This window comes from Peribacillus sp. RS7, assembly GCF_041956845.1.
GTDB lineage: Bacteria > Bacillota > Bacilli > Bacillales > DSM-1321 > Peribacillus.
This window is the reverse complement of the sequence record NZ_CP168135.1, coordinates 803,044-823,251: the sequence shown is the minus strand read 5'-3', so window position 1 is coordinate 823,251 and position 20,208 is coordinate 803,044. Positions and strand designations below refer to the sequence as shown.

The window sequence follows — 20,208 nt, the reverse complement described above, 5'->3', positions numbered from 1 at the left end:
CAGGATTGACCGTGCGAAGGTCGAATTAATCGGACATAGGACGGAATAAATGAGTGAAGGTCGAATAAATCGGAGGAGGGCCGGAATAAAAGGGATGAGGGCCGGAATAGAAGGTGCGAAGGGCGAATAAATGGGTGGAGGCATAAAAAGTATAATTTAATTATGGTGAACATAGTATTTTAGGAGGTTTTTATTAAATAGATCGGGTTCAAAATGACAAATCCGATCCTAGGAGATGAATGGAGATGGAAGTACGGGTTAATCAAATTGAGTTGAATGGCCTCACTTTTCAATATCGGGAGAGTGGGGAACGTTCCGCACCACCGCTTGTCGCCCTTCACGCGCTGGGGAAAAGTGCAGAATCATGGGATCACGCGGCGGCCGTATTAGGGGAAAATTATCGCGTATTAGCTTTAGATCAACGGGGTCACGGTGGGAGTTCGAGAACTGATACATACAGTTTTGAATTGATGTGCGATGATTTGCTTCATTTTGCGGATGCTATGAATTTGGGAAGGTTTTCGTTAATGGGGCATTCCATGGGGGGAACGGTTTCCTATCTTTTCTCTCAAACTTATCCTTCTAGGATAGAAAGGTTGATAGTCGAAGACACGCCTCCTCCTTTTTCGGATAAACCAATCGAATTTCCTTCCAGACCTTCTGGCCCTCTGCCGTTTGATTGGAAGGTGGTGCCTTCGATTCTACAGCAACTGAATGAACCCAATCCCGAATGGTGGGCGCGTCTTACTGAGATTACCATGCCAACTCTTGTTATAGGCGGTGGGGCGAGTCATATTCCCCAAAACAAATTACAGGAAGTTTCCGAGCTTATTCCGAATTGTGAATTGGTGACGATAGAGGACGCCGGGCACTTTGTGCATGATGATAATTTACCAGCTTTCTTAGCTGCCGTGAGAAGTTTTCTTATTTCGTGAATCCACCTACTTATAAGGCCCTTTTAATAGATAAATGATTAAATTCCATCCAAATAGCATTTTGAGGGAGGGCTGCCAATGCAGCCCTCTTATTTTTGCCTGGAATCTTTCAATGTTTGGTTTATTTTATAAACGGCGTTTACCGGCTTATTATTAATGATTTCCAGAAGCTGTTCAGCCATATAGTCAGCGCTGTATTTAAATCCAGTGTTGACCCATTCGATTATCATGCCTAAAATCGCGTAAGCTTGGTAACTGGAGGCAAGTTCTGTATTGATCTTTGGGTTCGGCCGATAATCTTCTAGGTCCTCTAAAGGGAGTTTCTTTAATTCATTACAAATCCTTTCTAGTAATTTTGGCCATGCATTCGACTTTAGAATGAGGGTATAAATGTTTGCATAGTTAGCTACATGTTCAAATATTTTGATGACGGAAGCCGTCAGTTCATTGATGGTGAAAGTATCCACATCTTTATAAGGTTCCCGGTAAGATATGATCAAATCAGCTATGACATCCTCCATGACCTCTTCAAGCAGTTCCTCTTTGTACTGATAGTGTTTATAAAATGTACCCCGATTAAGATCGGCGAGTTCTACAATGTCAGTAATCGATATCTCCCTGAAATCCTTATTTTGCATTAATGATATGAGGGATTCTTTTAAAGCCTTTTTGGATTTCCTGATCCTTCTATCAATCCCAGTGTTATTATTAGACATTTTCTTCACCCTTTGTTCGTTATTGTACTTTTGATAAACAATATAACTCTTTCTGTTCATTGTTCAACATCGAGGTCATCATTTGCTGATTGTATAAGCCTGCTGAAACTAATTATACTATAAGGGAAGGTAGTTAATGAACATCTGTACAATAAGTATCACTTCACTAGAATGAATGGGGGAGTTTGAATGAAATTACAAGACAAGGTTGCAGTAGTGACTGGCGCAGCATCAGGCATGGGGAAACAAATTGCTATAGATTATGCTAGAGAAGGTGCTAAAGTCGTTGTATCGGATTTAAATCTCGATGGTGCGAATGCAACGGTAGAAGAAATAAAAGCGAATGGCGGAATGGCATTTGCCATTAAAACGAACGTAGCGGTAGAAGAAGATATTCAACATTTGATCGATACCACGGTCAGTACGTATGGTACGGTTGATATTTTGGTGAATAATGCAGGTATCATGGATGGCATGGAACCTGCCGGGGATATAGAGGATTCTGGATGGGATCGGATTTTTGCAATTAACACGACAAGCGTCATGCGTTCGACTAGAAAGGTTTACCAATCTTTTTAGAAAAACAAAAAGGGGTCATCATCAATATTGCTTCTGCTGGCGGTTTATATGGTGCTCGAGCAGGCGCAGCATATACTGCCTCTAAACACGCAGTGGTCGGGTTCACAAAAAACACGGGCTTCATGTATGCAGATAAAGGCATTCGCTGCAATGCAATAGCACCAGGTGGAGTTGAAACCAATATTGGTTCCAGCATGACGAATATCAATAAGTTTGGCGCATCCCGCCAACAACTGGGTATGGCTATCAATCCACGCAATGGCAAACCTGAAGAAATCGCTAAAGTGGCTTTGTTCCTTGCTTCTGACGATTCTAGTTTTGTTAATGGTACTGTCATCACGGCAGATGCTGGCTGGAGTGCTTATTAAGCCGTAGATTAAAAAGAGGATGGTCAAAAACTAGGTGAATATGCATGCATTCCTGCCAATAAGCAGGGGTGCATTTTTTTGAGTGGGTCATTGGCAGGTTCATTGGATGGGGATTTTGGTGTTAGTTAGACAATTTGCAAGAGGAAGGTTTCGACTTCATTCGGGAGTCCTGACATTGTCATTTCAATCGAACTGGATAAGTGGGGGCTGGATAGTTCAACTACTATCCAGTTTTTCTCAAAAAGAATTATGCTATCAATTGGATTTAAAAGATGAGTTGAACTCTGAAATCTTGGAAGCAAAATTGGTTCCCTGAAAAAATCCACTTTTCCTATTAAATTGGATCATTGAGTGATCCATTAGTTTGCTGCGTCCTCACAAACGATATATTATTTTGCGTGAGAATATTGAAGGACTTTCTGACGAACGTAATCAAGGTGCTTGTACATTTGGTTGAATGCTTCATGGGGATCATGTGCTGCAAGTGCCGCATAGATTGCTTTATGATATTTTACAGTCAATTCCCGTTCCCTGAATTGAATCAGGCTGTTTATTTTATTATGGGTAATCAATAAGGAATCGATCATCCCTTCGATAATGGGATTGTTCGCGCTTAAAGCAATGATTTTGTGGAATTCTTTATCAGCCTCTCCATAATCGTTGTCTTCACTATTGGCAATCGTGTCGATCGTAACTTGTAATTTCCCCAGTTGTTCATCGGTGATCTTCTCGGCAGCCATTGTTACCAATCCCAATTCCAATGCCATTCGTGCTTCGATAATCGCTGGTAAATTATCGGTAGCCAGCGCCAGCATGACAGAGAATGGATGAGTTCCGATTTTATCGTTAAAAAAGGTTCCTTCACGTGTTTTCCGTGTTATGACACCCAGGGTATCAAGTGCACTGAGCGCTTCCCGTAAAACCGGCCGGCTTACTTCAAGTTCTTTCATAAGTTCCATTTCAGGAGGCAGTTTGTCACCCGCTTTCATTTGTCCAGTGACGAGCAGATGCACAATTTGATCCACTACTTGTTGTGAAAGAGTGTTGCGATGTACCGATTGTACGCCTAATTTCTTTGACGATTCTTCCATTATGTAACCCCTTTTCTGTGACTTCCTATATGTATTCCTACTGTAAGACTAATTATATAATATAATAAACTTATTTGCATGTAGACCTATGTCCAAAAAAAGTAAAATGCGCCGCTCTTAAGAGAGTGACGCATGCATTCCTTTAAAAAATCATCTGACAAGGCAAGGTGATTTTGGATTGAACTTCCATCCGGAGACCAGGTATTGCATAGCGATTGAATCATCACGGGCACCAAGCCCTTTTTGTTTATAAAGCTGATGCGCCTTCTCGATTTGTTCCATATCCAATTCAATTCCAAGTCCGGGTTTGGAAGGAACATCCACCATTCCGCCGACAATTTTAAAAGGTTCTTTTGTTAAGCGCTGACCATCCTGCCAAATCCAATGGGTATCGATCGCAGTGATTTTGCCTGGCGCTGCTGCTGCAACGTGTGTAAACATGGCAAGTGAAATGTCAAAGTGATTATTGGAGTGGGATCCCCATGTCAATCCCCATTCGTTGCACATTTGAGCGACACGGACGGAGCCTTGCATCGTCCAAAAATGCGGATCGGCAAGAGGGATGTCCACGGATTGAAGTTGAATGGAATGCCCCATTTGCCTCCAGTCCGTTGCAATCATATTCGTTGCGGTGGGAAGACCCGTTGCGCGCCTGAATTCCGTCATGATCTCCCGGGAGGAAAAACCGTTTTCCGCTCCGCATGGATCTTCCGCATAAGCTAAAACATGATGCTGATCCCGGCAAAGCTTAATCGCATCCTCCAGCAGCCAGCCGCCATTTGGATCAAGGGTGATCCTGGCTTCAGGGAAGCGTTCCGCAAGTGCCGTCACCGCTTCGATTTCTTCTTCCCCGCGCAAAACCCCGCCTTTCAATTTAAAATCATTGAATCCATAGCGAGTGTGGGCAGCTTCTGCCAAGCGGACAATCGATTCGGGTGTCAGTGCTTCCTCATGACGGAGGCGGATCCAGTCATCTTCCGCTTCAGGTTCGCTTAAATAACCAAGATCTGTTTTATTACGGTCACCTACATAAAATAAGTAGCCCAGCATTTCCACCTTATCGCGTTGCTGTCCTTCGCCGAGAAGGGCTGCGACTGGAACCCCCAAGTATTGGCCAACTAAATCGAGAAGTGCCGCTTCCAATGCTGTTACGGCATGTATGGCAATACGGAGATCAAACGTTTGAAGGCCGCGCCCTCCTGCATCCCGGTCCGCAAACTGCTTACGGATGGTATTTAGAATGTTGTTGTATGTCCCGATGGACTGGCCGACAACCAATTGTTTGGCATCTTCGAGTGTCTGGCGAATTTTTTCGCCTCCAGGAACTTCACCTACACCCGTATTACCCGCATTGTCTTTTAGAATGACAATGTTCCGGGTGAAATAAGGAGCATGGGCGCCGCTCAAGTTCAGAAGCATGCCGTCATGGCCCGCAACTGGAATGACGCTCATTTCTGAAATGACCGGTGTGCCGATTTTTACATTATCCTTAAGCAATTGATTGTTCATAATTTTTCCCCCTACTAGAATATTTAATTGACTATGATTTTAACTCGACACGTTTAATTTCACCAACTAGGAATAAATAACTTAAAATCGCGACAAGAGCATTAGCACATACGAAGACTAGCGCCCCATTGAACGACCCTGTCGTGGCAATGATATATCCGATGATAATCGGTGTTGTAATGCCTGCAATGTTACCGAATGTATTGAAAAGCCCCCCGCTAACACCGGACATTTCTTTTGGTGAGGTATCGGCCACTACCGCCCAGCCGAGTGCCCCAAATCCTTTACCGAAAAACGCAAGGGCCATAACGAAAATAACAACCCATTCCGTATCTACATAGTTTGCAGCCACCAAGCTCATCGATAGAATCATCCCAACAACGATTGGCACTTTTCGGGCGACAGTCAATGAGAATCCCTTCCGTAACAAGAAATCCGAGAATGTCCCTCCGAGAATGCCGCCAAAGAATCCACAAATGGCTGGAAGGGAAGCAACGAATCCAACTTCAAGAATGGTCATGCCTCTTTCTTGCACAAGGTACACAGGAAACCATGTCAGGAAAAAGTACGTTAACGTTGTAATGCAATATTGTCCGAGGTAAACACCCAGCAGCATACGGTTCGATAAAAGCTGCTTAATATGATTCCAGTTGACGCCTTTCTTTCCCTCCTTATGTGTAATGGTTTGATCCATATTGATCAAAGCGCCGCCTGCTTCGATATATTCAAGCTCAGCTTTGTTGATACGCGGATGTTCCTTTGGACTATAAAGCGTTTTCATCCAGATGAAAGCAACGATGATTCCTAAAGCGCCCATAAAGAAGAAGACGTATTCCCAACCAAATTTATACGTAATGTAACCCATGATCGGTGCAAAGAGAACAGTTGCAAAATACTGGGCGGAATTGAACGTGGCAGCCGCGGTTCCGCGTTCATGGCTTGGGAACCAGGTAGCAACGATTCGGCTGTTGGCCGGGAAGGAAGGGGCTTCTGCCAATCCAACTAAAAAACGGAGTCCGAACAATACCATGACCGCTGTTCCGGCAGAACCGAAAAATCCGAGGAATCCTTGTAAAAGCGTAAAGGTAGACCATAGCATGATACTCCAAAAGTAAACTCTTTTTGAGCCAAAACGGTCTAAAAGCCAACCACCTGGAATTTGTCCAGCTACATAAGACCAAGCGAAAGCGGAGAAAACATAGCCCATCATGACTGAATCGAGACCAAGCTGACCAGACATGTCCGTACCCGCGATTGATAGCGTCGCACGATCCGCATAATTCAGGGCGGTGACCATAAAGAGCATAAAGACAATGAACCATCGTGTGCGTGTTTTTTTCTGTGCACTTGGCAGTATAGGAGATGCTTGAAAAACTTTTTCTTCTGCGTTCATATACTCACTCCTTAAACGTATTTTATTTTCTTGATACCGCTTACAATGTGTTCGCTTCCCCCCTTTGCGAAAATTCTTACTATTTAGTTTTGTCCAATGGTAAGACAAATGAAATTGTTTGTCAATGTGTTTTTTATAAATTCGTTTTTACATTTTAGCTCCTTAATTATCTATTTTTTTTGTATATATTAGAAGCAAAATTATTGAGGTATGATTTGATGTCGCATTTTTCAGAAAATAAAAAATATACGATTGACCATTTGGTGTATTTGTCTTACAATAAAACAATAATACACAAGGAGGAATGGATAATGAATAAGATTCGCAAAGCACCTAAAGGGATCCTAGGTTTTCCCGTGGCTCCATTCACGACGAGTAATAAGCTTGATGAACAAGCACTCGCCCAAAATATCCAATTTTTAATAGATGAAGGCCTAGAGGCCATTTTCGTGGCATGTGCGGCAGCAGAGTATCCATCGTTAAGTAAAGAGGAATATGAAGTGATGGTGGATGTGGCCGTATCCGTCACGGGTGGAAAAGTACCTGTATACACAGGGGTAGGGGGGAACATTCAAACTTCCCTGGAACTTGCCAGAATATCAGCAGATAGAGGGGCGGATGGTTATTTAATATTGCCACCATATCTCGTTACTGGAGAACAGGCAGGTCTGGCGGCTTATTTCAAAGCCATCGCAGAGAGTACAGACTTAAATTCGATTGTATATCAGCGTGATAATGTTTCCCTTTCAATTTCAACTTTGGAAGCGCTTGCGGAGGTCCCGCAGGTGGTCGGCGTCAAAGATGGTCTAGGCAATATGGAGTTGAATGGACTGCTTACACAAACCTTCGGAAAACGTTTCGGCTGGCTGAACGGAATGCCGCTTGCGGAAGTTACCATGTCGGCCTATGTTCCACTTGGCTTTGACTCATACTCATCTGCGATATCCAATTACATCCCGCACATCTCACGAAAATTCTATAATGGCATTTTGAGTGGAGATCAAGAAACGGTCAATGAAATTTACCAACAGGTCATCATGCCGATCAACAACATTCGCCGTCAGCGAAAAGGGTATGCCGTCTCTCTCATTAAAGCAGGTATGGAGATCATGGGAATGCCGGTTGGGCAAACAGTCAGATTACCGATTCTTCCGGTTGAAAAAGAACATTATGCAGAAATGCAAACGATATTAGAGAATGCCTTAGATCGTTTTCCAAAAGAAACAACCATCCAATCAATCTAATAAAGGCGGGATTATATATGATAACTACAGTTCAAACAAAAACGTATCTAAATTATATTAATGGTGAATGGGTTGCTTCCATTTCAAATGAAGTTGAAAAAAGTTTAAACCCGGCAGATAAACAGGCCATTGTCGGATATGTACAAAAGTCTACTAAGGATGACTTGAACCTGGCTGTGGAAGCTGCAAAAAAGGCAAAAGATAAGTGGCGCAAACTAGCTGGATCTGAGCGCGGGGAGTATCTATATAAAGTAGCTCAAATTCTTGAAAAGCGGATTGATGAAATTGCTGAATGTGCAACACGGGAAATGGGTAAGACCTTTGCTGAAACAAAAGGGGAAACGGCACGCGGCATTGCGATCCTGAAATACTATGCAGGAGAAGGAATGCGTAAAGTGGGTGATGTCATTCCATCCACCGACAGTTCAGCGCTAATGTTCACGACGCGCATCCCGCTTGGTGTAGTGGGCGTCATTACACCTTGGAATTTCCCAATCGCCATCCCAATCTGGAAGATGGCTCCTGCTCTTGTATATGGGAATACGATTGTGGTGAAGCCCGCAACCGAGACGGCCATCACCTGTGCGAAGATTATGGAGTGTTTTGAAGAAGCCGGTTTACCGGCGGGTGTAATCAATATGGTCACAGGGCCGGGCAGTGTCATCGGGCAGGGCATCGCCGATCACGAAGATATTAACGGCATTACCTTTACCGGCTCAAACGGCGTTGGTAAAAGGATTGGACAAGCGGCGTTAGCACGTGGAGCGAAATACCAGCTTGAAATGGGTGGGAAAAACCCGGTAATCGTAGCAGCGGATGCGGATCTTGATCTGGCTGTGGAAGCAGTCATTACAGGTGCGTTTCGTTCAACGGGGCAAAAGTGTACAGCGACAAGCCGTGTCATTGTTGCTGCAGAAGTTTATGAAGAGTTCAAGCGGATGCTGGTGGAAGAAACGAAAGGCATTTCCATCGGGGATGGATTGGACAGCGGGACATGGATGGGGCCATGTGCTAGCGAAAATCAATTAAATACGGTTCTTTCCTATATCGAAAAAGGAGTGCAAGAAGGCGCTACCCTTCTAATTGGCGGAAAGCGTGCTGAAGAAGGCCCTCAGGCAAATGGCTTTTATGTAGAGCCGACGATTTTTGATAACTGCAAGTCAGAAATGGCAATTGTTCAAGAGGAAATTTTTGGTCCAGTGATTGCCATAATGAAAGCTGATTCAGTTGAAGAAGCCCTGCATCTTGCGAACAGCGTGGAATACGGCCTTAGTGCTTCGATTTTTACAGCCAATATCAAACATTTGCTCTCATTTGTTAACGATATGGAAGCGGGATTGATCAGGGTCAACGCGGAAAGCGCAGGCGTTGAATTACAGGCGCCATTTGGTGGCATGAAAAACTCCAGCTCCCACTCCAGGGAACAAGGGGAAGCAGCAAAAGAGTTTTTTACATCGATTAAAACGGTGTTTGTCAAATAAGGGGAAAAGAAGAAGTGTGTGTGTTACCATTTTATTAAACTGATATTATATCGGAAATAATAACTGGCCCGTGAATCTTTGTTAGCTTTCTTATAATGAAGGGAGTGGTAAAGTGGATACGAAAATGCAACTCACGGAGGTACCGCTTTATATTAAGGTAAATACGATAGACAATGTCGCCATTGTGGTTAATACTGGGGGCTTGAATCAAGGAACCCTTTTCCCTTGTGGGCTAGAATTGAAAGAAAGAATTCCACAAGGACATAAAGTAGCATTAATGGATATAGACAAGAATGAAGCCATCATCCGCTATGGAGAAGTTATCGGCCATGCAGCTGAATCAATCAGGAAGGGCAGTTGGATTCATGAGTCATTGGTGATACTGCCGGCATCCCCGGATTTAAAGGAATTAACGGTAGCAAATGATATACCTAAAACTTTACCACCACTTGAAGGATATACATTTCAAGGATTTCGCAATGAAGATGGCAGTGTTGGAACTAAGAACATATTAGGCATTACAACTAGCGTTCAATGTGTAGTAGGCGTTCTGGATTTCGTGGTGAACCGCATAAAAAAAGAGATTCTCCCGAAGTATCCCAATGTTGAAGATGTTGTCGCTTTGAATCACAACTATGGCTGTGGAGTCGCAATCAATGCACCGGAAGCAGTTATTCCCATTCGTACGATTCAGAACCTGGCGAAACACCCAAACTTCGGCGGTGAAGCCTTGGTAGTTGGATTGGGCTGTGAAAAGCTTTCCCCAATGAGAATAAATCCAAGCGGAGACGACTCGGATATCATTTCACTTCAGGATCAGCAGGGATTTGCGGGAATGGTCCAATCCATCATGGAAATGGCTGAAGAAAGATTAATGAAGTTGAACCGCAGGCAGCGCGAAACATGTCCAGTTTCCGAATTAGTCATCGGAACGCAATGCGGAGGAAGTGATGCATTCTCTGGTGTGACAGCTAACCCTGCAGTGGGGTATGCTACAGATCTGTTAGTTAGAGCAGGGGCGACCGTTCTATTTTCTGAAGTCACGGAAGTACGGGATGCGATTCATTTATTGACGCCTCGTGCAGTGAATGAAGAAGTAGGGAAGGCTTTAATAAAGGAAATGGATTGGTATGATAACTACCTTGCATTGGGTGATGCCGATCGAAGTGCCAATCCGTCGCCAGGAAACAAAAAAGGCGGATTGGCCAATGTAGTGGAAAAATCATTAGGGTCCATTGCCAAATCAGGAGGCAGCCCTATATCTGGCGTACTGGCTCCAGGTGAAAAGGCTACGGAAAAAGGGCTGATTTTTGCAGCTACACCAGCTAGTGACTTTGTTTGCGGAACGTTACAGCTGGCTTCCGGCATACATCTTCAAGTTTTTACAACCGGAAGAGGGACACCCTATAATCTGGAAATGGCTTCCGTCATCAAAGTTTCTACACGAAATACATTGGCTGAGCAATGGAAAGACTTGATTGATATAAATGCCGGAACTATCGCTACTGGAGAAGCAACCATAGAGGATGTTGGGTGGGAAATATTTCACCTTATATTGGAAGTGGCCAGCGGTAAAAAGAAAACCTGGGCAGAGCATTGGGGCCTGCATAATGATTTGGCATTATTCAATCCAGCTCCAATTACCTAATAATGATTTTCTGGACGGACTTCCTTATAAAAGTGGAAGTTTGTCCTTTTTTTGTTGTTCCTATTTTTAATGCTGTCATTATTTTTCCTCGAGAAAAGAGGACCGCCGAACTATTGGCAGAAGTTATACATGAATTGATGGTTGATAGATTAGTATTTCATCATGACGTAAAAGTGTGATGATGAAGTACGTATTAGGAGGCATTGTATGATCACATTCAGGAATGCGATAGCAAAGGACTTAAGTGAAATAGTGAAGATGCTTGCGGACGATGTATTGGGGAGGGAAAGGGAGCGCTATGAAAATCCCCTTCCTGAAAGCTATCAAAAAGCATTTGAATCCATTGATTCAGATGAGAATAATGAATTGATCGTAGCTTGTCTTGGTGAGGAAATCGTTGGGGTGCAACAAATCACGTTCACTCCTTATATTACCCATCAAGGCGGTTGGAGAGCTACGATTGAAGGGGTTCGGACGGCATCTTCAGAACGGGGGAAAGGAATAGGAAGCAAGTTGATCCAATATGCGATTGAGCGTGCAAAAGCGCGGGGCTGTCATATCATTCAGCTAACGACCGATAAAAATCGGGAAGAAGCGCTGCGTTTTTATGAACATTTAGGGTTCAAAGCGACTCATGAAGGTTTGAAAATGAAGCTTTAATTCAACGTTTTTTGCCTGTCATTGGGGAAGGTTGCTACGGCAACCTTTTTTGTGTACAAACATTAGCTGGTATTATATGTTAAAATTATTCGTGAGATATTTATAGATGTGTAGGATCTATCTGGCAGAGATATTGAACGTACAGAGTATCAAAAAATAAAAATATAATCCGTTTTGATGATGAGTTAGTTATTCATAAACTTTCTAGGTTTGGCCGTAATAAGGAAGAGATACTCAAAGAATGGAAAGAAATTATGGAACTAGAATACAGCGTTAAATAAGCTAAAATAACGAGAATGACTATCTATAATAAAAAGAAGAAAATATGAATTTATGTAATTGTACTACTGAGTAGTTGTGTTAATATTACTAATGTATGAAATTAGAAAGGTAGGAAATACATATGAAAAAAAGCATCATAGCTTCACTTGCACTTGCACTTGTTTTAAGTCTTTCAAGCTTCGGAGGTACTCAAAAAGCAGAGGCAGCAGATTGGTCAACTACAGGAAGTATTTGGACTTCATATTATCATTCTGGTTCATTCACTAATTATGTTTACCAACGTACTATGACGACTACTGTGTCAGACGAAATTTGGACTACTGTAAAAGCAAGTAGCTCTGCATCTGGAACATTCAAAGCAGTTCTTCAAAAAAAGACTAATGGTGTATGGAAGAATTACAAAACAAAATATCCTGCTAAAAATGGCACAACACAAATGGATTGGACGGGGGTTACCAAAGGCGCTACATACCGCGTTAAATTTGAAAACACGAGTGGTAAAAAAATAACTTATACATTTAAAGTAATGCAATAATATTAATGTCAATAAAAGCCTACATCCTTAATCGGGATGTAGGCTTTTATCGTTCTAATTCACTTACTAATTTCATTTGCAAACCTTTGAAAATGAAGCTTTAATTCAACGTTTTTTGTCCTATCATTGGGGAAGGTTGCTGCGGCAACTTTTTTTTGTGTACAAACATTCGCTGGTATTATATGTTAAAATTATTCGTGAGATATTTATAGATGTGTAGGATCTATATGACAATCATGAAAGGGTGTGCTCGATGGAAAACGAAGCATTTATTCAGAAGAGGTACGGTGTAATTAGTTTTATTTCATTCATCATCGGAATTATTTGCTTTTTTATTGTTTTTGTTACACCTATTGGAATTGCCAATATCGGGAGCCTGACTGGATATTATATAACATTTTTCCTTACGATTACCGGCATCGTCCTTTCTATCATAGGTATTTTGAAGAATACGGAGAAAAAAGTGATTCCTATTATTTCTTTGGTTTTTTCTTCGTCTTTCTTCATATTATGGGTTATCGTCATCACTTTGTTATTAACGGGTGAAATTGAATTTGCCCCGTAGACCCAATTGGATCTGACTAAAAAGGTGGTTTTTCAATGATAAGAGGTTTATATGAAGCACATTTACCGGTCCGTGATTTGAAACGGTCCATCGAATTCTATGAGGGACTTGGTTTACAGTTGGATCATAAGGTTGAAGACAACCTGGCTTTTCTATGGATTGAAAAGGATAAAAGTTGGTTGGGGCTTTGGGAAACGGAAAAAGTGGAGGTTGAGTATCATCCCTCTTTAAGGCATATAGCATTTCAAGTATCATTGGAAGATTTAAAGAGTTCAGTCGCATGGCTTGAAGATAGGGGCTATTCGCCAAGAGAGGCGTTCGGATTTCAACCAATTGAACCTTTCGTGATGCCTCACGGGGAAGATGCCCACGCTAAAATTCACTTTAATGATCCAGATGGCAACAGTTTGGAATTTATTAGTAAATTGGCAAATCCAAAAAAAATCACGAATCGTATGTATTTAAGTGAATGGGAACGGTTAAATGAATACAGAAGTGAAAAAAGCGAATGACAGATGGGCGGAAGTTTTAAGAATGAATCGTTTTAATATGCTTTATGTCAAAACAGAATGGGGGATTCATAGTATGAATGTCAAAGCGGAATTATATTGGAATGAATTTTGGCAAGGGAAAGACGAAGGAAAACCCAAGTCAGTCAGTGCCTGGCAATTCGGGGCTGATCCCGATCATTTGGCTCAATTAGTGATCGAGGGGAAAAAAACGGCTACATGCTCTGGTTATGTTTTTTATGAAGAGGAAAATGAACCATTACCATCCGTGGGTGATTATAGCATTATATTAAGCAGTGGGGATGTGCCCTTAGCCATCATACAAACAGTGAAAGTCGATATATCGCCCATGAATGAAGTGAGTGAAGAGTTTGCGATGGCAGAAGGGGAAGGCGATGGAACCTATACATACTGGTGGGATGCCCATGAAAAATTTTTCAAGGAAGCACTGGACAAAATTGGCCACACCTTTAAAGAAGATATGCTGCTGGTGTGTGAGCGTTTTGAATTGATTCATGTGAAGTGAATGTAGAGGGTTCATTCGTAAGTGCACAATAAGTATTTTCGTTCAGTGATTTGCTATAATAGGTCATTGGATTAAAAAACTTATAGAAAGATAGGTATTTGCCATGAAAAAGAAACTGACATTCATTGGATTGGGTATCCTGGTTGTTTTCCTGCTATTGCTTGGTACGTATAAATTGATGAATTCGAGAACCTATCAGGTATTCGGAGGATTAACGGATAAGGTCGAGACGAATGAAAAAGTGGTCGCTTTGACTTTTGATGACGGCCCATCGAAGAATGTAAATCAAATCCTTCCGTTGTTGGATAAATACGATGCAAAAGCTACATTCTTCCTGATTGGTAACGAAATCGAAAATTATCCAGAGGAAGCTGGGAAAATAGCGGAAGCCGGACATCAGATTGGGAATCATACGTATGCCCACAAGCGAATGGTTTTTAAATCCCCTTCCTTTATAAAAGCGGAAATCGAGAAAACGGATAAATTGATTCGAAACTCAGGATATAAGGGTGAAATCGACGTTCGCCCACCAAACGGAAAAAAGATCTTAGGTTTGCCTTATTACTTAAATAAAAATGATAGGGACACCATTACCTGGAATCTGGAACCGGATAGCTATTACACTTCCGCTTCTGACAAAGTGAAGTATGTGAAGGAAAATATAAAACCAGGTTCGATCATCCTGTTGCATCCGATGTATGATGATACGGGTAAAGAACTTCAAGCGATTGAAGAGATTTTACGAGAGTTAACGAACGAAGGGTACACGTTTGTAACGGTCAATGAACTTCAAGAGTTATAGGGTTAAATTTTTACAAGATTCTCGAAAAAATGGGTTGCTGCGGCAACCTTTTTTTTATTATTCCGCTATGTGAAGGGTTAATAATTCCCGATATACAGAATAGTACAAAATGGGGGCGGCATATTGTTTCATAACGGTATGTTGATGTAAGAGGCAGGATTTCCTGTGAATTTTCCTTCATGTAAATAAAGCTATTAAAATGGGGCTGGTTACGTTGTATCGGAATAAAAATACCGCTCTAATCATCATTTTGTGTTTCCTGTTATTCCTATTTCTTGTCGTGCTCGTTTTTCGCCACATCACGGTATACTTCGTGTATAGCTCGGGCATCGGACCTTTATTATTTATCGGGATAATGATTTTCGCTATCGTTATGCTTTTTTTAAAAGGATTTAAATAATCAAGATTGTTTCTATGAGGCTGCTGCGCAGCCTTTTTTTATGTGGAAAAAGTTCTTCATACCAAGTTGGTTTATCTTAATTTATAGAGACGCAAAAAAATATAAAAATCAATAAAAAATTAACACTCCAGCATTAGTAAAATATGGTAAGATTTAAAATGGAAATATTTTCTTTTAAATTATAATCAGGGGTGATTTGTTCGTGGAGTTTTTTACTAAGTGGTCGTTTAACAACAAGGCTGCCGTTTCATTGGTAACCATTTTTATTTTGTTGATAGGTGTGGTCAGTTATTTTAAATTACCAATGGAATTTTTACCATCTGCTGATAATCCACAAGTTACGATTATCACAATGGGGCAGGGCACTGATTCGAAAACGATGGAAACACAAGTTACAGATCCGATTGAAAGAGCAGTAACGGGAGTAAAAGGAAAGAGTTCAGTATACTCCACCACTGGAGATGGATTTTCAAAAGTAGATCTATTTTTTGAAGCCGGATCGGATATGAAACAGGCGAAACTCGATGTTCAAGAGGCTTTAGGCAATGTAGCATTGCCACAAAGCATGGCAAAGCCTACTGTTACACAGCTAAATACATCAATGATTCCCATTTCATTTATAGCTGTTACTTTCAAAGAAGGATTAACAGCTGAAAACATAGACTTTACCAAGAAGGAATTAGAGCCTCTATATAAAGATATTAAAGGGGTTTCGGATGTACAGACATTTGGAGTTTCCCAATCTGTACTTTCAGTCAAAGTGGACAATAAAGAATTGGCTAAAAAGAAAGTCTCCATTCAAGATATCATGGGCGTCCTTAACGGTCAGAATACAGCTCTGGCCGTAGGCGAAAAAGTGATTGATGGGAAGGCAAGTAACATTAAGGTTATTGGGGATTTAACAAGTATTGAAAAATTAAAAGCGTTAAAAGTCACTCCAAATGTAACTCTTGGAGAGATAGCAAAAGTTGAAGAAGCGAAGGATGGTAAACTCATCAGTCGTTTTAACGGAAAGGAAAGCATTGATTTAAGCATTATCAAGGACAGCCAATCAAATGCTGTCACAATCAGTAAAGAGGTTGAAAAAGTATCAAAAGATATTAATGAAAAGTATGGTGACCAGAAATCGACCATCTATTTATCTACAGCAGATATGGTGGAGACTTCCGTTCAGACGATGGTTAAAGAAGTGCTGCTTGGTGCGCTATTCGCCACCATTGTGATCATGGTCTTTTTACGAAATGTACGTTCTACATTCATTACAATCGTATCCATACCGTTATCTCTTGGCTTTACGTTATTTTTGCTGTCATTGTCGGGAGTGACGCTGAATATTTTGACGCTAGGCGGTGTCGCTGTAGCGATCGGGCGATTGGTGGACGATAGTATTGTTGTTATTGAAAATATTTTCCGGAAAATGCAGCAAGAGAAGATTTCAATCGAATTGGTGATGGATGCAGTAAAAGAGGTGGGAGTGGCGATAACAGCTTCAACGCTTACTACTGTAGCCGTTTTCTTGCCGGTAGCTTTATTGAACGGAGGGCTCCAAGAGTTTCTTCTGCCTTTCGCTTTAACGGTCACTTATTCTTTGCTGGCTTCCTTGATTGTCGCATTGACGGTTGTTCCGTTAATGAGTGCGGGATTGCTGAAAAGAGCGAAGCTTCCAAAACATCGACCAGCAAAGCGTTTCACCAAGCTGGTTACATGGTCATTAAACCATAAATGGGTTGTCTTGATTGTTGCTTTGCTATTGTTTGTCGGTTCTGTTGGTACATATTTTGCCATGCCAAAAGGGGCGATTGATAATTCGTCTGCAGACTATGTCTCCGTGACATTAACTTATCCAAATGATCAGCCATTTGATGAAGTAAAAGAAAAAGCGATTGAACTCGAAGAAACGATGCAAGATATGAGTGAAGTGGATAATGTGTTCATGCAATTAGGAAACTCTGCAGAGGCGGCACAATATGGCGCGGTCACATCACCTACAGAAGCGACTTTCGGCCTCCTGGTGAAGGATAAAGCAAATATTGATGCAATCCTGAAAAAAATTGAAAAGGAACAAGAAAACTATCCTGATGCGAAGCTTACGACCACCGCTTCTTCATTCATGATGGGGGCATCAAAGACGAACATTACGATAGATGTGATCGGCAGTAATGTTGAAGATTTGGAACTGACTGCCAATAAGGTCAAAGAAAAAATTCAGGATATTAAAGGAATTGAAGATGTTACAACGAACCAGGACGAAAAGAAAACCATTTATTCATTCAAGGTAGATCCAGCTAAAGGCAATACAGAACAAATAGGTCAACAATTAGGGATCATGCTTAATACAACCCCTATCGGCAATATAACGTTGGAGGATAAGCAGACACCTGTCGTCCTAGAACCAATCTTAGATCCCAAAAAACCAGAGGATTTAAAAAATATTCCCATTATGACAGATGGCGGTCTAGCTCCGGTGTCAAAGGTTGCTTCTTTAAAGAGCGAAGAGAGTGCAACAACGCAGTTCCATAAAGATGGGGAAACGTATCTTCAATTAACGGCAACGGTCGATCCGACTAAACTTTCCGATATTGCAAGCAAAATAAATCTTGAGATATTTGGAGATAAGGAGAACAAAGGCGGCCTTGATATTCCGAAAGATGTAGAAATTTTAGTTGGAGGAGCCAGTGCTCAGCAAACAGATGATTTTACTGATTTGTTCCTTACGATGTTAATATCCATAGGCATTGTCTTTCTAATCATGGTTATAACTTTCAAATCGATTAAAGCACCTGTCGCCATTCTATTTTCCTTGCCATTCGCTGCGATTGGAGCGGTATTAGGATTGGTTATCAGTCGAATTCCAGTGGATATTACAGCACTGTTGGGTGCGCTCATGTTGATTGGAATTGTGGTGACAAACGCAATTGTGCTACTGGATCGAGTCAAACAAAACGAAGAAAAAATGATTATCCGTGATGCGATCATTGAAGCGACAGCTACAAGATTCCGTCCAATCATAATGACGGCTGTAGCAACCATTTGTGCCATGCTGCCGCTTTTATATAAAAAGGCGGAAACAGGAAGCCTTGTTTCACAAAGTTTAGCGATCGTGGTCATTGGCGGGCTAGCTGTTTCAACACTGCTCACACTTATCGTGATTCCATGTATATACGAATTGCTGTATTATAAAAAATCGAAAAAACAGAGGAAGAAAAAGAGAGAACCCGTTAACGAACAAATCGAGATGTAATGGAGAATAACTGAAAAGTTTGTAGAGAAAGCGACGCTTCCTTTACAAACTTTTTTTCTTACTTCCCGAAATGAAGGTTTTAAAGCTTTTTTAAAATAATGCTTGACTTATCTTCAACCTGTAACTAAAATGATTACAGCAGAGGTGATGAAACAAACGCAGGAAGCAATCGACTGTGTAGTTACAAAATGCAATGTTCTTATATTAATATTTTTTTGTTCTATGTTGTAACTATTTTGGTTACAAGTTGAGCTAATGATGAAAAGTGAGGGAATATAATATGACAGTGAAAATTAAAGCGTATTCTGATTTTATATGTCCATTTTGTTTTTTGGGCAAAGGTCCTTTAGACGAAATCGTGAAGGAAAAAGATGTGGAAGTGGAATGGATGCCATTTGAACTTCGTCCTAGTCCATATTCCAAAATTGATCCATGGAAGGAACCGGATAAGTTGAATTCATGGGATTCTTACATTCTTCCTGTTGCGAAAAAGCTGGGAGTTGATATGCGTTTACCCCGTGTTTCTCCGCATCCATATACACATTTGGCGTTCGAAGGGTGCCATTTTGCAAAGGAGCACGGAAAAGGGAACGAGTTCCACAACAGAGTATTTACAGCGTTTTTTCAAGAGGAACAAAATATTGAAGATATTGAAGTATTGACAAAATTAGCGGGTGAAGTTGAACTTCCTGTAGATACTTTTAGAGAAGCATTAGTGTCACGGAAGTATCGGGAAGTGCACCAAGAAGCACTCAAACATGCTTATGAAGAAGCGGATATCAGGGCTGTCCCGACGTTTATTATTGGTGATGAAGTCATCCAAGGACTTGCTAGCAAAGAAAGGTTAGCGCAAGTCATTGAGAAGGAAGAAACCAAGAATAAACTGAATGAATTTGATGGCCTGCAATGCGACGTTAAGGGGAATTGCTAAAAGCCTTTTGAGTTATTAAATAAAATTAAATGAAAATTTATTTGGAGGAATCAAAATGTCAGCAACTACAACAAATGTAAAAGAAGCAATCATCAATCGTCGTTCCATCCGTAAGGTGAAAAAGAACGAAAGTATTACGAAAGAAAGAATTAATGAAGTGTTAAAAACCGCTTTACATGCACCAACTTCATTTAATATGCAAAGTGGACGAGTGGTAGTAGTGATGGATGACGAGCATGAAAAGTTCTGGGATATTGTAAAAGAAACACTACGTTCCCGCGTTCCGGAAGAGAGCTTTGCGGCAACTGTAGAACGATTACAAGGATTTCGTGATGGAGTGGGGACCATTCTATTCTTTGAAAATAAAGAAACGATAGAACAAATGCAAGAAAAAGCACCCTCCTATAAAGAACAGTTTCCATATTGGTCCCACCAAGGAAGTGCTATGCTGCAGTATGCAATATGGGTGACTTTATCAGCGGAAGGCATAGGGGCATCTTTACAACATTATAATCCAATAATTGATGAAGCTGTGATGAAGACTTGGGATCTTCCAGGGAAATGGTCGTTGATAGCTCAAATGCCATTTGGTGAGCCGAATGAACAACAAGAAGACAAAACGTTCCTACCTTTCGAAAATATTGTGAAATTTTATTAATTCAAAGATTAAAGAATAAAGATTTAAGATAATAGATTAACCAAGAGCCCGTTTACTCTTAATGAGTAAAACGGGCTCTTTTTTTGGAAGAATGAACTTGAACTTTCCAGCAGCATTACAGATACAGGGAAAGTG

Annotated in this window: 18 protein-coding genes and 1 pseudogene; 15 read left to right on the top strand and 4 right to left on the bottom strand. The window is 41.2% G+C overall.

Features of this window, described 5'->3' with window-relative positions:
- The first annotated feature begins 245 nt into the window (after positions 1–245).
- Positions 246–935: an alpha/beta fold hydrolase gene (locus ACDZ29_RS04255; RefSeq protein ID WP_375090018.1), complete on the top strand. Its 690-nt coding sequence runs from the start codon at positions 246–248 to the stop codon at positions 933–935.
- A gap of 89 nt (positions 936–1,024) precedes the next feature.
- Here ACDZ29_RS04255 and ACDZ29_RS04250 read toward each other — a convergent pair whose 3' ends face one another.
- The gene (locus tag ACDZ29_RS04250) at positions 1,025–1,651 is read right to left on the bottom strand and encodes a TetR/AcrR family transcriptional regulator (protein ID WP_289326221.1); all 627 of its coding nucleotides are present in this window, start codon (positions 1,649–1,651) and stop codon (positions 1,025–1,027) included.
- A gap of 189 nt (positions 1,652–1,840) precedes the next feature.
- Here ACDZ29_RS04250 and ACDZ29_RS04245 point away from each other — a divergent pair.
- A pseudogene (locus ACDZ29_RS04245) lies at positions 1,841–2,598 on the top strand (SDR family oxidoreductase).
- A 175-nt stretch (positions 2,599–2,773) separates the two neighbouring features.
- Entirely contained in the window at positions 2,774–2,914 is a 141-nt protein-coding gene (locus ACDZ29_RS04240) for a hypothetical protein (protein ID WP_289315137.1), read from the top strand.
- Positions 2,915–2,987: 73 nt separating this feature from the next.
- Here ACDZ29_RS04240 and ACDZ29_RS04235 read toward each other — a convergent pair whose 3' ends face one another.
- From ACDZ29_RS04235 to ACDZ29_RS04225, 3 genes are all read right to left on the bottom strand, one after another.
- Positions 2,988–3,689 carry a FadR/GntR family transcriptional regulator gene (locus ACDZ29_RS04235; protein WP_370016219.1) on the bottom strand — a complete coding sequence of 234 codons (702 nt, stop codon included), beginning with the start codon at positions 3,687–3,689 and terminating at the stop codon, positions 2,988–2,990.
- A 150-nt stretch (positions 3,690–3,839) separates the two neighbouring features.
- Positions 3,840–5,198 (bottom strand): glucarate dehydratase, encoded by a 1,359-nt coding sequence (gene gudD, locus ACDZ29_RS04230; protein WP_375090016.1) that lies wholly within the window; start codon positions 5,196–5,198, stop codon positions 3,840–3,842.
- A 31-nt stretch (positions 5,199–5,229) separates the two neighbouring features.
- Positions 5,230–6,591, bottom strand: a complete 1,362-nt coding sequence (locus ACDZ29_RS04225) for an MFS transporter (protein WP_375090014.1) — start codon at positions 6,589–6,591, stop codon at positions 5,230–5,232.
- Positions 6,592–6,902: 311 nt separating this feature from the next.
- Here ACDZ29_RS04225 and kdgD point away from each other — a divergent pair, with 311 nt between their 5' ends.
- The 12 genes from kdgD (at position 6,903) to ACDZ29_RS04165 (ending at position 20,073) form a co-directional block, all read left to right on the top strand.
- Positions 6,903–7,835, top strand: coding sequence for a 5-dehydro-4-deoxyglucarate dehydratase (gene kdgD / locus ACDZ29_RS04220; protein ID WP_289326217.1), 933 nt, complete (start codon positions 6,903–6,905; stop codon positions 7,833–7,835).
- A 17-nt stretch (positions 7,836–7,852) separates the two neighbouring features.
- On the top strand, positions 7,853–9,316 hold the full coding sequence (gene gucD / locus ACDZ29_RS04215; RefSeq protein WP_289326216.1) for an alpha-ketoglutaric semialdehyde dehydrogenase GucD: 1,464 nt from the start codon (positions 7,853–7,855) through the stop codon (positions 9,314–9,316).
- Between the two features lie 124 nt (positions 9,317–9,440).
- Positions 9,441–10,964 carry a galactarate dehydratase gene (garD, locus tag ACDZ29_RS04210; protein WP_375091096.1) on the top strand — a complete coding sequence of 508 codons (1,524 nt, stop codon included), beginning with the start codon at positions 9,441–9,443 and terminating at the stop codon, positions 10,962–10,964.
- 207 nt (positions 10,965–11,171) lie between these two features.
- The gene (locus ACDZ29_RS04205; RefSeq protein ID WP_375090012.1) at positions 11,172–11,624 is read left to right on the top strand and encodes a GNAT family N-acetyltransferase; all 453 of its coding nucleotides are present in this window, start codon (positions 11,172–11,174) and stop codon (positions 11,622–11,624) included.
- 403 nt (positions 11,625–12,027) lie between these two features.
- Positions 12,028–12,441 carry a hypothetical protein gene (locus ACDZ29_RS04200; protein WP_375090010.1) on the top strand — a complete coding sequence of 138 codons (414 nt, stop codon included), beginning with the start codon at positions 12,028–12,030 and terminating at the stop codon, positions 12,439–12,441.
- Positions 12,442–12,694: 253 nt separating this feature from the next.
- Positions 12,695–13,006 carry a hypothetical protein gene (locus tag ACDZ29_RS04195; RefSeq protein WP_289315146.1) on the top strand — a complete coding sequence of 104 codons (312 nt, stop codon included), beginning with the start codon at positions 12,695–12,697 and terminating at the stop codon, positions 13,004–13,006.
- Positions 13,007–13,041: 35 nt separating this feature from the next.
- Entirely contained in the window at positions 13,042–13,518 is a 477-nt protein-coding gene (locus tag ACDZ29_RS04190; protein WP_289315147.1) for a VOC family protein, read from the top strand.
- Between the two features lie 73 nt (positions 13,519–13,591).
- Positions 13,592–14,041 carry an ASCH domain-containing protein gene (locus tag ACDZ29_RS04185; protein ID WP_375091095.1) on the top strand — a complete coding sequence of 150 codons (450 nt, stop codon included), beginning with the start codon at positions 13,592–13,594 and terminating at the stop codon, positions 14,039–14,041.
- 103 nt (positions 14,042–14,144) lie between these two features.
- Positions 14,145–14,843 (top strand): polysaccharide deacetylase family protein, encoded by a 699-nt coding sequence (locus ACDZ29_RS04180; protein ID WP_375090009.1) that lies wholly within the window; start codon positions 14,145–14,147, stop codon positions 14,841–14,843.
- Positions 14,844–15,445: 602 nt separating this feature from the next.
- Positions 15,446–18,484 (top strand): efflux RND transporter permease subunit, encoded by a 3,039-nt coding sequence (locus ACDZ29_RS04175; protein WP_375090008.1) that lies wholly within the window; start codon positions 15,446–15,448, stop codon positions 18,482–18,484.
- Between the two features lie 280 nt (positions 18,485–18,764).
- Complete coding sequence (locus ACDZ29_RS04170; protein ID WP_375090007.1) at positions 18,765–19,415, top strand: DsbA family protein; 651 nt, start codon at positions 18,765–18,767, stop codon at positions 19,413–19,415.
- A 55-nt stretch (positions 19,416–19,470) separates the two neighbouring features.
- Positions 19,471–20,073: a nitroreductase family protein gene (locus tag ACDZ29_RS04165; RefSeq protein ID WP_370016211.1), complete on the top strand. Its 603-nt coding sequence runs from the start codon at positions 19,471–19,473 to the stop codon at positions 20,071–20,073.
- The last annotated feature ends 135 nt before the right edge of the window (positions 20,074–20,208 follow it).

Excerpts from the sequence above, each read along its gene's own strand:
- ACDZ29_RS04170 (WP_375090007.1), top strand. The coding sequence starts at position 18,765 with ATGACAGTGAAAATTAAAGCGTATTCTGATTTTATATGTCCATTTTGT.
- gucD (WP_289326216.1), top strand. The coding sequence starts at position 7,853 with ATGATAACTACAGTTCAAACAAAAACGTATCTAAATTATATTAATGGT.
- ACDZ29_RS04190 (WP_289315147.1), top strand. The coding sequence starts at position 13,042 with ATGATAAGAGGTTTATATGAAGCACATTTACCGGTCCGTGATTTGAAA.
- ACDZ29_RS04185 (WP_375091095.1), top strand. The coding sequence starts at position 13,592 with ATGAATGTCAAAGCGGAATTATATTGGAATGAATTTTGGCAAGGGAAA.
- kdgD (WP_289326217.1), top strand. The coding sequence starts at position 6,903 with ATGAATAAGATTCGCAAAGCACCTAAAGGGATCCTAGGTTTTCCCGTG.
- ACDZ29_RS04250 (WP_289326221.1), bottom strand. The coding sequence starts at position 1,651 with ATGTCTAATAATAACACTGGGATTGATAGAAGGATCAGGAAATCCAAA.
- gudD (WP_375090016.1), bottom strand. The coding sequence starts at position 5,198 with ATGAACAATCAATTGCTTAAGGATAATGTAAAAATCGGCACACCGGTC.
- garD (WP_375091096.1), top strand. The coding sequence starts at position 9,441 with ATGCAACTCACGGAGGTACCGCTTTATATTAAGGTAAATACGATAGAC.
- ACDZ29_RS04165 (WP_370016211.1), top strand. The coding sequence starts at position 19,471 with ATGTCAGCAACTACAACAAATGTAAAAGAAGCAATCATCAATCGTCGT.
- ACDZ29_RS04200 (WP_375090010.1), top strand. The coding sequence starts at position 12,028 with ATGAAAAAAAGCATCATAGCTTCACTTGCACTTGCACTTGTTTTAAGT.
- ACDZ29_RS04255 (WP_375090018.1), top strand. The coding sequence starts at position 246 with ATGGAAGTACGGGTTAATCAAATTGAGTTGAATGGCCTCACTTTTCAA.
- ACDZ29_RS04225 (WP_375090014.1), bottom strand. The coding sequence starts at position 6,591 with ATGAACGCAGAAGAAAAAGTTTTTCAAGCATCTCCTATACTGCCAAGT.
- ACDZ29_RS04235 (WP_370016219.1), bottom strand. The coding sequence starts at position 3,689 with ATGGAAGAATCGTCAAAGAAATTAGGCGTACAATCGGTACATCGCAAC.
- ACDZ29_RS04180 (WP_375090009.1), top strand. The coding sequence starts at position 14,145 with ATGAAAAAGAAACTGACATTCATTGGATTGGGTATCCTGGTTGTTTTC.
- ACDZ29_RS04205 (WP_375090012.1), top strand. The coding sequence starts at position 11,172 with ATGATCACATTCAGGAATGCGATAGCAAAGGACTTAAGTGAAATAGTG.
- ACDZ29_RS04195 (WP_289315146.1), top strand. The coding sequence starts at position 12,695 with ATGGAAAACGAAGCATTTATTCAGAAGAGGTACGGTGTAATTAGTTTT.